The following is a 12,544-nucleotide window of genomic DNA, read 5'->3' as shown; positions in this document are numbered from 1 at the left end:
TGATCCTGTCTTGTAAAATAAAGCTAACATCGTAACATCGGCTCCGGGGGAAGGATCAAAAGCATGAACTCTTCGCTGTTGCTGGTCGCCGTCCACTTCTTGCCGGAAATTTCCCGTGCCGTGGCACACGCCCAAGGGAGCGAGACAGCACGCCAGGTGACGCGCGTGGTCCGCGCCGTCGCCGGCACGCGCAATCCTTTCCTGGCGCTGCGAAGGATCGAGGCCGATATGGGCCGGGCCGCCGCCCTGCGGATCCGCCTCGCCTCGATCGCCTGCGACCGCGAGATCGCTCTCGCCGAGAGTCGTCACCGGGCCCGGAAGGGACAGGCCGACACGCGCCATTCCTTCCCGGGCCGTGCCCATGCCGTCGGGCTGGCGCTGACCCTCGGCGCCGGCTTCCTGTCGATCTTCGCGCTCGGCCTCGGGCGGAGCCAGGCGGCGCTCGCCGCCCCGCGCCTGGCCGGGCCCGTCGCCAGCAGCCTGCTGCTCGCCGCCATGCTGATCGCCGCCCTCGGGATCACGACGCATCCCGATGGTTCCGAGGAGATGGCGGTGCTCGCCCCGGCATCACAACCGGCCGACGCGCTGATCCTGCAATCGGAGCCGGCGCCGAAGGCCGAGATCATGCGCCCGGCCTGATCCGGCCCGCCGCGCCATCCACCGGGCGGCTCCACGATACCGGGCAGCTTGTCGCCACCGGCATCCACGCAACGAAACTTGTCTCCCTCCGTATCGACGGATGAGCCAGGGCGGTATTGTCCGCGCGGCGGCCTTTCCCGTCGTCGGCCCCGCCGCCGGGCCACCCGGATCTGGAGTAGCTTCATGCGCGTGATTGTCGTCGGGGCTGGCATCCTGGGCTCCAGCCTGGCCTATCACGCGGCGCGCGAGGGTGCCGAGGTGATCCTCCTCGACCCCATGGTGGAGGGCCGCGCCACCGCGGCGGGCGCCGGCATCATCTGCCCCTGGGCCAGCCGCGTCACCGATCCGGACTGGTACCGGCTCTCGGGCGGCGGGGCACGCTACTATCCCGCGCTGGTGGAGCGGCTGGCCGAGGATGGCGAGACCCAGCTCAGCTATCGCCGCGTCGGCGCGCTCTGCGTGCCCGGCGACGAGGGCGGCCTGGACGAGGCCGAGGCCCGCACCCGCATCCGCGCCGAGGACGCCCCGGAAGCGGGAGAGATCACCCGCCTGATGCCGGACGAGGCACGCGCCCTCTTTCCGCCACTGCGCCCTGGCCTCGCCGCCCTGCATGTCGGCGGCGCGGCGCGGGTGGATGGCCGGCTGCTCGCCACCGCCATGCTGCGCGCCGCGGAACGGCACGGGGCGCAGATCCACCGCTTTCCCGTGGCGGCGCTCCAGGCCCGGGACGGTGCCGTGCGCGGCGTGACGCTGGAGAACGGCATGGCGCTGGAGGCGGACGAGACCGTGCTCGCCGCCGGGGCCTGGGCGCCGCCGCTGCTGGCCCCGCTGGGGCTGGAGTTGGCGGTGCAGCCGCAGCGCGGCCAGATCCTGCACCTGCGCCTGCCGGGGGTGGACACGCGGCACTGGCCGGTGCTGCTGCCGATGAGCAGCCATTACCTGCTGGCCTTCGACGACAGCCGCGTGGTGGTCGGCGCGACGCGCGAGACCGGCTCGGGCTTCGACCACCGCTTCACCGCCGCCGGCATCCGGCAGGTGCTGGACAATGCGCTGGGCGTCGCCCCCGGCCTCGCCGACGCCACCTTGCACGAGATGCGGATCGGCTTCCGCCCCATGGGGCCGGATATCCGTCCCCTGCTTGGCCGGGCGGCGGGGCTGGAGGGCCTCGTCATCGCCAACGGGCTCGGCGCGGGCGGGCTGACCATGGGTCCCTATGCCGGCGCCCTGCTGGCGCAGCTCGTCCTGACCGGCCGGACGGAGATCCCGCTGGAGCCCTACGACCCGCTGCGTCGCTGATCCCGCCCCGGCGTCCCGGTCCGGTGGGGAAACCCGCCTCGCCGGCCTCGCGTTTCCTTGGCTGCAAGGCTGGGAGAACCCGCAGATGATCGACGAGAAGTTCGCCAACCGTGAGGACCGCCCCTTCACCACGGACGACCCGATCCAGCAGGACCCGACGATCCGCCGTCAGGCCCATGGCCGCAAGGCCGCGAAGCGTGGCGACGATCCCGCTGCCGGCACCGCCGCCGAACCGGTCTCGCCGGGCGAGTACCAGGCCGGGGATACCAGCGAGCTGGCCCAGGCTCTCGGCGGCCCGGTGGACATCTCGCCCATCCGCGGCCGCCGGATGATCGAGCGCGAAGAGGAGTAGTCCCCTACAGGCCCCGTTCCGCCCGCCAGAGCAGCCAGGGTGTGAGTTCCGGCACGCGCTTCGGCGCGGCGGCAGGGCCGGCCAACCGCAGCCGCACCTCCGGCCCGTCCGGGATGCGGAGGCTCACCCCCAGGTCCAGCATCCGCCGCGTCAGGTCGATCTCACCCCCCAGGCCCAGCAGCAGGTCCGTGGCCGAGACCTCGCCCGACACGATCCGGGCGCGCCCGTCCTGCAACCGCAGGGCCATGGTCAGACGGCTGAAGGGCGTCTCACCCCCGGCCAGTGCCTGACGCAGCCTCGCCTCCGCCTGGGCGCCCGGGGCCCTGGCCGCCTGAAGGGCCGCCTCGCCATCGATCCCCAGCAGCACCCCCTGGCGCAGTTCCAGGCTGCCCTCGCCGCCCAGCGTGGCCAGCATCGCCGAGGGGCTGCGGCCCTGGGCGGATAGGCGGAAGACCGCATCCCCCATCCCGTCCCGCAGGTCGAGCGGCCAGCCCGTCAGCGCCCCTTCCAGCGTGGTGCCGGCGACCCGCCCCTGGAGCTCCACCTGTGGCACATCCTCCGCCGCATGCAGCACCAGCCGGCCCGAGGCATCGCCGCCCCGCAGCCGGCCGCGCGCGACATCGACTTCCAGCAGGCCGTCCAGCAGCCGCACCGTGCTCTCGCTGTCCTCCAACAGGGGGCCACCCCAGGGACCGATCCGGCTGGCGGCCACGGCCACATCCAGGTCCAGCAGCCGCAGAGGGTCCAGCGGCAGCGGCCGCGCATCTAGCACCGGCGCCGGCAAAGGCAGATCCTCCGCCACAAGGCGACCTGTCAGGCGCGGGCGGATGGCCCCCGCCTCGCCACCCGCGAGGGCCAGGGAAAGCTGCCCGCCCGTGCGCAGGGTGCCCGCCACCAGGTCGAAGCGGTCGCTCGACACGCCCTGTGGCCCGGCGGTGAAATTCGCGATCAGCGACATAGAGCCCTGGCCCAGCCAGCCCTCCGCGCCCTCCCAGCCGGTGAGGTCGCGCACCAGCCGTGGCACCCCGGGATGCCGCAGGGTGACATAGCCGGCCAGCTTCCGCTCCGGCAGGTCCAGCACCCCGCTGCTGTCCAGCCGCAGGTCGGACCAGTCGCCCTCCAGCCGCAGGCCCAGCGCATCCAGCGGGCCGCCGCCGGAAAGGCGCAGCGTCAGCGGCGCCCCGGCCAGCCGCGTCCCATCCGGCCAGCTGCCGGGCAGCGCCGCGAAGAGCGGGCGCGGGTCCGGCGCCGCCACCTCCAGCATCAGGTCCGACAGGCGCGGCTGCGCGCCCAGCATCGCCACGCCGGAGGCCGTGACATCCGCCCCCGCCACCCGGCCGGTGAACTGGCGCAAGGTCAGCCGCCCGGCCTCCAGCGCCGCGTCGAGCCCGGCGCGTTCCGCCGTCACCCCGCGCAGCCGCACCCGGTCGGCGGCAAGGCGCAGATTGGCGTCGAAGCCGCCCAGCTCGGCCGAGAGCGCCTCCCAGCTCCGCCCCGGCGCCAGCAACCCATCCAGGTCGAGGTGATCCAGCGTCACCCCCAGGCCGAAGGAGGGCCGCGGCGCCCCCGGCGCCTGGACCACGCCGCCGGCGGGTGTCGCCACGCCCCCGGCCCCACACCGGCCGTGGCGGAGGGAGCCTGCCCGGCCCCCGCCTGGGTTCCTCCGCCCGGCGTCCCGGTGGCCTGGGTCCCGGCCGCCGGGGTTCCGCCAGCCTGGGGCGCGTTGGCCTGTGGTGCATTGGTCTGGGATGCGCTGGGGGATGCGCTGGGGGATGCGCTGGGCTGGGTCTGAGCCCCGCCCGCCGCCCCGCCGCCCGGCCCCGCACCCTGGCCCGTGCCGGTCCTGCCGCCCGCGCCCTGCGGTGCGCCACCCGGGCCACCCCCAGGCTGAACCGCGCCGCCCTGGCCGGCGGCGGAACCCGCCCCTGGCGGCGATGCGAAGCCCTGCCGGAACACGCCCGCGCCGGACAGGCGCGTGCCGTCCACCGTGGCGCTCAGCTCCGGCACGGCCACCTGCCCGTCCTCGATCACCAGCCGGGCACGGCCATCCGCGTGTTGCAGCCGGTCCGGCGCCAGGCTCGGCAACGGCCAGCCCAGCGCCGCCAGCGTCGCCCGCAGCTCCTCGCTGCGGAAATCCAGCACCGTCTCCAGCCGCTTGCCGGCGGTCGCGCCGTTCATCGTCACCTGGGTCTCGCCCGGCAAAACGGCGGAGGCATCGGTCAGGCTCAGCCGGTCCCCGTCGCGGAAGACGGAGGCACGCAGGCGCCGCAGCGGCACGCCGCGCAGGGTCGCCGCCTCCACCGAGAAATCCAGGCCGAAGGGCAGGCCGCCGCCGGCGCGCAGGCTGTTCTGCCAGGGATCGAGGTTCAGCCGCCCGGCCGCCAGCGACAGGTCCAGCCGGGGCTGCGGTCGCAGCCGCAGCGTCATCGCCCCGCGCGCCGGGTTGCCGTTGAAATCGAGGTCCAGCCCATCCGCGATGATCAGGTCGGCCGAGGCGGAAAGCCGCCCCTGCGCCCGGAAGGGCCCCGGCGGCCCCGGCAGCATCAGCGAGAGATCCGGCCCCGAGGCCTCGATCCGCCCCTCCAGCCCGCCCTCGGGTGGCAGGGTGCCGCGCGCCGCGAGCGTGGTGCCGCCGGAAGACAGCGTCAGGTCCAGCGGCATGGTGCCGTCGAAGCCCGCCCGGCCCAGCGTGGCGTCGAAGCGCACCTCCCTCCCGGCCCAGACCTCCATGGGCACGAAGCTGCCGGTGGCGCGCATCGCCTCGGAATAGGAGCCGGCGGAGAGCTTCGCCCGCACCCGTTCGAAGACCATGCTGCCGATGGTGAGACGGCTGTCCACCACCTCCGCCTGGAAGGAGGCCAGCGAGGCGGAGAAGGCGAAGCTCGGCACCGGCGGCCAGGGCAGGCGGATATCCGCCCCGACCAGCGTCAGCTCGCGCGGCGCCATGCGCCCGGCCAGCAGGGACCAGCCATCCAGCTTCAGGTTCAGCGCCCGTGCGCCGAAGCCCAGCGAGGCTTCCGGCAACCCGACCGTGACGCCCTCGGCCTCCAGCATCGGCTCCGGCAGCAGGGTCAGATGGACCGGGCCGGACAGTGTCACCGCCATGCCCAGCCGCTGCGCCGCCAGGCTGGCGAGCTGGCCGCGCCAGGCGGTCCAGTCGAGCAGGCGTGGCGCGAACCAGAGGCCGGCCAGCGCCAGGGCGAGCACCGCCGCCGCCGCCGCGCCGAGGCGGCGTGGGGTGGTCATCGCGGCAGGTCCTCCCGTCCCGTCAGGGCTCAGCCCCTCCCCTTCACGTCACCCCAGCCGCCGCCGCCCGGCGTTTCCAGGCCGAGGATGTCGCCCGCCTCCAGCGCCGCACGGTCGCAGCCGCGCATCGGCTCGACCCGGCCGTCGCGGCGCTCGACCCATTGCCGGCCGGGCGCGCCCGGGGCGCCACCCTCCATGCCATGCGGCGCGACCTCGCGGCGGGAGGCGACGATCACCGCCTCCATCGGCTCCAGGAAGCGGATGCGGCGGCGCGCGCCGTCTCCGCCATGCCACCGCCCGACGCCGCCCGAGCCGCGGCGGATGGAGAATTCCTCCAGCCGTACCGGGTAGCGCATCTCCAGGATCTCCGGATCCGTCATGCGCGTGTTGGTCATGTGGGTCTGCACCGCACTCGCCCCATCGAAGCCCGGCCCGGCGCCGACTCCGCCGCAGACCGTCTCGTAGTACTGGTAGCGCGCATTTCCGAACAGAAGGTTGTTCATCGTCGCCTGGGCGCAGGCGCAGGCCCGCAGTGCACCCAGCAGCGCATTGGCCACGGCCTGCGACACCTCGGTGTTCCCGGCCACGACGGCGGCTCCCCCTCCTGCCCCGCCGGGATGCGGCGACAGGAAGCTGCCCTCCGGCACCACGATGTCGATGGGCACGAGGCAGCCGTCGTTGAGCGGGATCTCCTCCCCCACCAGGCAGCGGAAGCCGTAGAGCACCACCGCCCGCGTCACCGCCGGCGGCGCGTTGAAGTTGTCGCCGCGCTGCTTCCCGGTGCCGGTGAAGTCCACCACCGCGCGCCGTGCCGCCCGGTCCACCCGCACCGCGACGCGCAAGGGCGAGCCGTCGTCCATGGTGTAGGCGAAGGCCCCGTCGCCCAGTCGGTCGAGCACGCGGCGCACGCTTTCCTCGGCATTGTCCATCACGTGGCGCATATAGGCGCGCACCGTGCCGAGCCCGTGCTCGCGCACGGCGCGGCGCAGCTCCTGCACCCCGGTCTCGTTGGCCGCGACCTGCGCCTTGATGTCGGCAACGTTCACGTCCGGCGAGCGCGCCGGGTACTTCGCGGCGCCCAGCAGGGCACGGAACTCCGCCTCGCGGAAGCGTCCCTGCTCGACCAGGAGGAAATCGTCGATCACCACCCCCTCCTCCTCCAGCACCCGGGAATCCGGCGGCGTGGAGCCCGGCGTCAGCCCGCCGATATCCGCGTGGTGGCCGCGCGAGCCGACGAAGAACAGGATCTCCTTCCCGTCCTCGTCGAAGACCGGCGTGATCACCGTGACGTCCGGCAGGTGCGTGCCGCCGTTGTACGGGTTGTTCAGCGCCACCACGTCGCCTGGCCGCAGCGTGGCGCCGCGCGAGCGGATCACCGTCCGCACGCTCTCCCCCATCGCGCCCAGATGCACCGGCACATGCGGCGCATTGGCCACCAGCCGCCCCTCGGCGTCGAAGACGGCGCAGGAGAAGTCGAGCCGCTCCTTGATGTTCACGGAAAGCGAGGTGTTCTGCAGCACCGTGCCGGTCTGTTCGGCGATGCTCATGAACAGCGCGCCGAACAGCTCCAGCATCACCGGGTCGGGCTTCGACGCATCGGCCAGCACCGCGTTCGCCCGCGCCTCCACCCGGCGGAGGATCATGTGGTTCAGCGCCGTCACCTCGGCCTGCCAGCCGGGCTCCACCACTGTGGTCGCATTCGCCTCGCGGATCAGCGCCGGCCCGCGCACCGTGTCGCCGGCCAGCAGCGCCTCGCGGTCCAGCACGGGGGCGCGGTGCTCCCGCCCGCCAGTCCAGAGCGCGACCCCGTCGATCACCGGCACGGCCTCGCCGGCGGGGCGGGCGGCGAGCCTCGGCTCCTCCACCGTCTCGCCCGCCGCGATCGCCTCGGCGATGCAGGCTTCCACGATCACCGCCCGCTCCGGCGAGGCGAAGCCGAAGCGGCGGCGATGCGCCTCGGTGAAGCTCGCCAGCACTGCCTCGTGGTCCCCGAACTCCACCGGCAGGAAGGCATCCGTCCCGGCATAGCGCAGATGCAGGCGCCGCTGCACCGAGAGCCGCGCCGCCGCATTGCCCTGGCGCAGCAGCTCCGCGCGCCCTTCCTCCGCCAGCGCGTCGAGCCGCGCCGCCAGATCCGCCATGCCCTCCGGCGACAGCGGCTTCTCCACCGCCGCCTCGCGGATCACGCTGGCATCGGCCAGCCCCATGCCATAGGCCGAGAGCACCCCGGCGAAGGGATGCACGAAGACCGTCTCCATCCCCAGCTCGTCCGCCACCAGGCAGGCATGCTGCCCGCCCGCCCCGCCGAAGCACTGGAGCGTGTAGCGCGAGGCATCGTGCCCCTTCTGGATACTCACCTGCCGGATCGCATGCGCCATGTTGGCCACCGCGACGCGCAGGAAGCCCTCTGCCACGGCGCGCGGGTCCATCTCCGCCTCGCCGGTCGCCGCCGCGATCTCAGCGGCCAGCGCAGCGAACTTCTCCCGCACCACCCCGGCATCCAGCGGCTGGCCGCCATCCGGCCCGAAGATCGCCGGGAAGTGCTTCGGCTGCACCTTGCCGGTCATGACATTCGCATCGGTGATGGTGAGCGGTCCGCCGCGCCGGTAGCAGGCCGGCCCCGGCACCGCCCCCGCGCTTTCCGGCCCGACGCGGAAGCGCGCGCCGTCGAAGCCCAGCCGCGAGCCGCCGCCCGCCGCCACCGTGTTGATCGCCATCATCGGCGCGCGCATCCGCACGCCCGCCACCTCGGTTTCGAAGGCGCGCTCGAACTGCCCCGCATAGAGCGCCACATCCGTGCTGGTGCCGCCCATGTCGAAGCCGATGATGCGGTCGAAGCCCGCCATGGCGGCGGTGCGCGCCGCGCCGACGATGCCGCCCGCCGGGCCGGACAGGATCGCGTCCTTGCCCTCGAAGCCGGCCGCATCGGCCAGCCCGCCGGAGGAGCGCATGAAGGAGAGCCGCGCGCGGTCCTGCTCTGCCCGCCCTTCCGGGTTCAGCTCCCCCGCCACCTGCGCGACATAGCGGCGCAGGATCGGCGAGAGATAGGCATCCACCACCGCCGTGTCGGCGCGCGGCACGAGGCGCGGCAGCGGCGAGGCCCGGTGCGACAGCGAGACCTGGGCGAAGCCTTCCTCGCGCGCCAGGACGCCGATGCGCTCCTCGTGCGCCGGATTGGCCCAGGCATGCAGCAGCGCCACCGCCACGGCGGGGATGCCGTCTGCCTTCGCCGCCCGCAGCGCCGCGCGCGCCGCATCCTCGTCCAGGGGCTCGATCTCCCGCCCCTGGGCGTCGAGCCTGCCGCCGATCTCGGCCACGCGCTCATGCAGCAGCGAGGGCAGGCGCACATCCAGGTCGAAGAGGCGCGGCCGCGCCTGGTTGCCGATGCGGGGCAGGTCGGCGAAGCCCCGGTTCAGGATCAGCAGCACCCGCTCGCCCTTGCGCTCCAGCAGCGCATTGGTGGCGACCGTGGTGCCCATCTTCACCGCCTCGACCGCCCCGGGCGGCAGCGCTTCGCCCGGCGCCAGCCCGAGAATCGCCCGGATGCCCGCCACCGCCGCGTCCCGATAGGCCCCGGGATTCTCGGACAGCAGCTTGCGCGTGCTCAGCCGCCCTTCCGGGTCGCGCGCCACGATGTCGGTGAAGGTCCCGCCGCGATCCACCCAGAACTGCCAGCCCGCCATCGTCCGATCCCCATCCTGCGGCCTCCGGGGCCGGAAGCCCCGGGTCGCCTCGCGGCGCACGATGCGCAGCGCCCCGCCGCGCGGCAACCCGCCCCGGCCCCCGGAAAGGGCCGGAAGCGGCAGCGCATGCCGCGCGTTTGCCTTCCACGCAAGCTCAGGAGCACCGCATGACGCAGCAATCCGCCTACGAACTGTTCTATTGGCCCGGCCTGCCCGGGCGCGGCGAGTTCGTCCGGCTGGCGCTGGAGGCGGCGGGGGCGCCCTATATCGACCATGCCCAGCAGCCCGGCGGCATGGCGGCGATGCAGGCGCTGCTGGAGGACCCGGCCCTGCCGCGCCCGCCCTTCGCGCCGCCCTTCCTGCGCGACGGCAGGCTGCTGATCGGCCAGACCGCGGCCATCCTGCTGCATCTCGGCCAAAGGCACGGGCTGGCGCCGGCGGAAGAGGAAGGCCGCCTCTGGTGCCACCAGATCCAGCTCACCATCGCCGACCTGGTGGCGGAGACGCACGACACCCACCACCCGGTCGCTTCCGCCCTCTACTACGAGGACCAGAAGCCCGAGGCCGCCCGCCGCGCGAAGGATTTCCGCGACAACCGGATCCCGAAGTTCCTCGGCTGGTTCGAGCGCATCCTGGCCGCCAACCCCGCCGGTCCTGCCCATCTGGTGGGCCATGCCCGGAGCTATGCCGACCTCTCGCTGTTCCAGACCGTGGAGGGGCTCCGCTATGCCTTCCCCCGCGCCAGCGCCCGGGCGCTGCAACAGACCCCGCATGTCGCGGCCCTGGCCGCCTCGGTGGCGGAATGGCCGCGCATCGCCGCCTACCTCGCCAGCCCACGCCGCCAGCCCTTCAGCCAGAACGGCATCTTCCGCCACTACCCCGAGCTGGACGGATAGGGTCGGCGGCCGGTTCCCGGACCGGAAACACCGCTGACGGATTGCCTCGCAAGGCACGTCGCCCAGGGAGCGGCCCCGTGCTATGTACCATGGCGAGAGCTGGGATCGCACAGGTCGTCGGATTTGAGTTTCTGGGGCAAGATCATTGGCAGTGCGCTCGGCTTCGCGGTCGGCGGCCCCTTCGGCGCCATGCTCGGCGCTTCGCTGGGCCATGCTGCCGACGAAGGCGCACTGCGCGGCGCCCTGCCGGGTGGCGCCAACCTCGCGGGGCTGCTCGGCGCGCGCGAGACGGTCTTCGCCATTGCCGTCGTGGTGCTTTCCGCCAAGCTCGCCAAATGCGACGGCCCTGTGCGGCGCGCCGAGATCGCCGCCTTCAAGACGCAGTTCCGCATCCCGCCCGAGAACATGAAGGAGGTGGGCGAGCTCTTCGACCGCGCCCGCGACAGCGCCGAGGGCTACGAGCCCTATGCCCAGAAGCTCGCCGAGGCCTTTGCCGGCGAGAAGGGCATGCTGGAGGACGTGCTGGCCGCCCTGTTCCGGATCGCCACCGCGGACGGGCCGCTGAACCAGGCGGAATACCGCTTCCTGGGCAATGTCCACCGCCTCCTCGCCCTCGACCTGCCGGCCTGGGAAAGAGCCAGCCAGGGCCGACCGCGCGAGCACGCCCATGCGGAATACGGCCGCGGCAGCGCCAATACCCCCGCCGTCAGCGAGGGGCCGGACCCCTATGCCACGCTGGGCCTGGCCCCCGGCGCCAGCAACGAGGCGGCGCGTGCCGCCTGGCGCGGCCTGATCCGCGAGAACCACCCGGACGCCCTCGCCGCCCGCGGCATGCCCGCGGAGCTGGTGCGGCGCGCCAGCAGCCGCATGGCCGAGATCAACGCGGCCTGGGACCGGATCAAGCGGGAGCGCGGCCTTTGACGACCAGCCACCTGTCCATCCGGGACCTGCCGAGCCCGAACCAGGACGACCGGCCGGACGGCATGCCGGTGGACATGCTGATCCTCCACTATACGGACATGGAAAGCGGCGCGGCCGCCATCGCGCGGCTGCGCGACCCGGTGGCCAAGGTCTCCTCCCACTATGTGGTGGAGGAGGACGGAAGCATCTTCCGCCTGGTGCCGGAACATCGTCGCGCCTTCCATGCCGGCATCTCGCACTGGCGCGGGCACGATACGCTGAACGGCCGCTCGATCGGGGTCGAGGTGGTCAACCCCGGCCATTCCTGCGGCTACCGCCCCTTCCCCGCGCTCCAGATGGCCGCCCTCTGCGACCTCTGCCTGGACATCCTCGCTCGCTGGCCCATCCCGGCCCGCAACGTGGTCGGCCATTCCGACGTGGCGCCGGACCGCAAGATCGACCCGGGCGAGCTTTTCGACTGGCAGGGCCTCGCGGCCAATGGCGTCGGCCTCTGGCCCGCCGGCGTATCCGGCCATTCCACCCGGCCAGCCGGCGACGGCATCGCCCGCGCCCTGCCGCTCCTCCAGGCCATCGGCTATCCGGTGGACCCGGGACGCCCGGAGATCGTCCTCTCCGCCTTCCAGCGCCACTGGCGGCAGGAAACCGTTTCGGGGGAGGCCGACTCGGGCACCCTCGCCCGCATCGAGGCCGTCGCGGCACTCTGCGGCATCGCGTCCGGGAACTGACCGCCCGAAGCTGGAGCGGAAGAGGCCGGACGGCGGAAACCGTCCCGGATTGCGTCGCCACTCCCGCTTGCTTCGATTCGCCGGAAGCCCCATACCCCGCCCCGCCAGATGGTCGGACGGCCGCGGTTCGGGCGCAGCCCGAATCGAGGAAAGTCCGGGCTCCACGGAAAAGCGGTGCCGGCTAACGGCCGGCGGGGGTCAAACCCCAGGGAAAGTGCCACAGAAAACAGACCGCCCGGCCGGACCGGCACCCCCGTGGTGCCGCAACCCTGCCGGGTAAGGGTGAAAGGGTGCGGTAAGAGCGCACCGCGCCCCCGGCAACGGGGGCGGCACGGTAAACCCCACCGGGAGCAAGACCGAATAGGGGCGGCCGGCGAGCGCGGCGGATTCGTCCGTTCCGCGTCGGCGCAGAGGTTTTTCCGCCTCGCCGCCCGGGTTGGTCGCGTGAGGCGCGTCGCGAGGCGCGTCCCAGAGGAATGGTCGTCCATCGTCCGAGAGGGCGGTGACAGAACCCGGCTTACAGACCATCTGGCGCCCTCCTCCCTCCAATCACCCGCATAAGTTGTTGTTTCGCTGGGTCGGAGCTTGAAGCAAGCTCCGCAAACCCCTGTTTTTTCATGTGTCACGCCTGCAACACTACCCCTTAACCACGCACCATCTCGTGCAGGGCTCGTCTTCGTCCTTGGCGGGGCTCCATCGCCCATGATATCCCGTGTCATCCCGTGAGGCTCAGATCCTGAGGGGGGCTGAGGGGCCTGCGGGTGGTCGGGCGAGCCGGTGGGATCG

At 73.2% G+C, this 12,544-nt stretch carries 9 protein-coding genes and 1 other RNA gene; 7 read left to right on the top strand and 3 right to left on the bottom strand.

What is annotated here, in order from left to right; translation table 11 throughout:
• The first annotated feature begins 63 nt into the window (after nt 1-63).
• The 3 genes from CTJ15_RS23190 to CTJ15_RS23180 all read left to right on the top strand — a co-directional run bounded on the left by CTJ15_RS23190 (nt 64) and on the right by CTJ15_RS23180 (nt 2,287).
• The gene (locus CTJ15_RS23190; protein WP_058389902.1) at nt 64-639 is read left to right on the top strand and encodes a hypothetical protein; all 576 of its coding nucleotides are present in this window, start codon (nt 64-66) and stop codon (nt 637-639) included.
• A 183-nt stretch (nt 640-822) separates the two neighbouring features.
• Nucleotides 823-1,935, top strand: coding sequence for an FAD-binding oxidoreductase (locus CTJ15_RS23185; protein ID WP_019459398.1), 1,113 nt, complete (start codon nt 823-825; stop codon nt 1,933-1,935).
• 85 nt (nt 1,936-2,020) lie between these two features.
• Nucleotides 2,021-2,287, top strand: a complete 267-nt coding sequence (locus CTJ15_RS23180; RefSeq protein WP_099782064.1) for a hypothetical protein — start codon at nt 2,021-2,023, stop codon at nt 2,285-2,287.
• A 4-nt stretch (nt 2,288-2,291) separates the two neighbouring features.
• Here CTJ15_RS23180 and CTJ15_RS23175 read toward each other — a convergent pair whose 3' ends face one another.
• Genes CTJ15_RS23175 through CTJ15_RS23165 form a run of 3 tightly spaced genes read right to left on the bottom strand, consistent with a single transcriptional unit; the run spans nt 2,292 to nt 9,216 of the window.
• Entirely contained in the window at nt 2,292-3,890 is a 1,599-nt protein-coding gene (locus CTJ15_RS23175; protein WP_099782063.1) for an AsmA-like C-terminal region-containing protein, read from the bottom strand.
• Nucleotides 3,821-5,533 carry a hypothetical protein gene (locus tag CTJ15_RS23170; RefSeq protein WP_099782062.1) on the bottom strand — a complete coding sequence of 571 codons (1,713 nt, stop codon included), beginning with the start codon at nt 5,531-5,533 and terminating at the stop codon, nt 3,821-3,823. The genes CTJ15_RS23175 and CTJ15_RS23170 overlap by 70 nt, the downstream gene beginning before the upstream one ends.
• A gap of 29 nt (nt 5,534-5,562) precedes the next feature.
• Nucleotides 5,563-9,216, bottom strand: a complete 3,654-nt coding sequence (locus tag CTJ15_RS23165; RefSeq protein WP_099782061.1) for a hydantoinase B/oxoprolinase family protein — start codon at nt 9,214-9,216, stop codon at nt 5,563-5,565.
• A 167-nt stretch (nt 9,217-9,383) separates the two neighbouring features.
• Between CTJ15_RS23165 and CTJ15_RS23160 the strand changes: the two genes are divergently transcribed.
• The 4 genes from CTJ15_RS23160 to rnpB all read left to right on the top strand — a co-directional run bounded on the left by CTJ15_RS23160 (nt 9,384) and on the right by rnpB (nt 12,294).
• A complete protein-coding gene (locus CTJ15_RS23160; RefSeq protein ID WP_019459402.1) occupies nt 9,384-10,112 on the top strand; it encodes a glutathione S-transferase in 729 nt (242 codons plus the stop codon).
• Between the two features lie 123 nt (nt 10,113-10,235).
• Nucleotides 10,236-11,033, top strand: coding sequence for a TerB family tellurite resistance protein (locus tag CTJ15_RS23155; protein WP_075822864.1), 798 nt, complete (start codon nt 10,236-10,238; stop codon nt 11,031-11,033).
• A complete protein-coding gene (locus tag CTJ15_RS23150) occupies nt 11,030-11,758 on the top strand; it encodes an N-acetylmuramoyl-L-alanine amidase (RefSeq protein ID WP_099782060.1) in 729 nt (242 codons plus the stop codon). The genes CTJ15_RS23155 and CTJ15_RS23150 overlap by 4 nt, the downstream gene beginning before the upstream one ends.
• Before the next feature lie 104 nt (nt 11,759-11,862).
• An RNA gene (gene rnpB / locus CTJ15_RS23145) (RNase P RNA component class A) lies at nt 11,863-12,294 on the top strand.
• Nucleotides 12,295-12,544: the final 250 nt, after the last annotated feature.

Origin of the sequence: Roseomonas sp. FDAARGOS_362, assembly GCF_002754815.1 — a bacterium.
GTDB lineage: Bacteria > Pseudomonadota > Alphaproteobacteria > Acetobacterales > Acetobacteraceae > Roseomonas > Roseomonas mucosa.
The sequence above is the reverse complement of the archived record's forward strand: the minus strand, read 5'-3'. Positions and strand labels throughout refer to the sequence as shown.

Coding starts and splice junctions, on each gene's coding strand:
- CTJ15_RS23180 (WP_099782064.1), top strand. CDS start 2,021: ATGATCGACGAGAAGTTCGCCAACCGTGAGGACCGCCCCTTCACCACG.
- CTJ15_RS23165 (WP_099782061.1), bottom strand. CDS start 9,216: ATGGCGGGCTGGCAGTTCTGGGTGGATCGCGGCGGGACCTTCACCGAC.
- CTJ15_RS23160 (WP_019459402.1), top strand. CDS start 9,384: ATGACGCAGCAATCCGCCTACGAACTGTTCTATTGGCCCGGCCTGCCC.
- CTJ15_RS23185 (WP_019459398.1), top strand. CDS start 823: ATGCGCGTGATTGTCGTCGGGGCTGGCATCCTGGGCTCCAGCCTGGCC.
- CTJ15_RS23190 (WP_058389902.1), top strand. CDS start 64: ATGAACTCTTCGCTGTTGCTGGTCGCCGTCCACTTCTTGCCGGAAATT.
- CTJ15_RS23170 (WP_099782062.1), bottom strand. CDS start 5,533: ATGACCACCCCACGCCGCCTCGGCGCGGCGGCGGCGGCGGTGCTCGCC.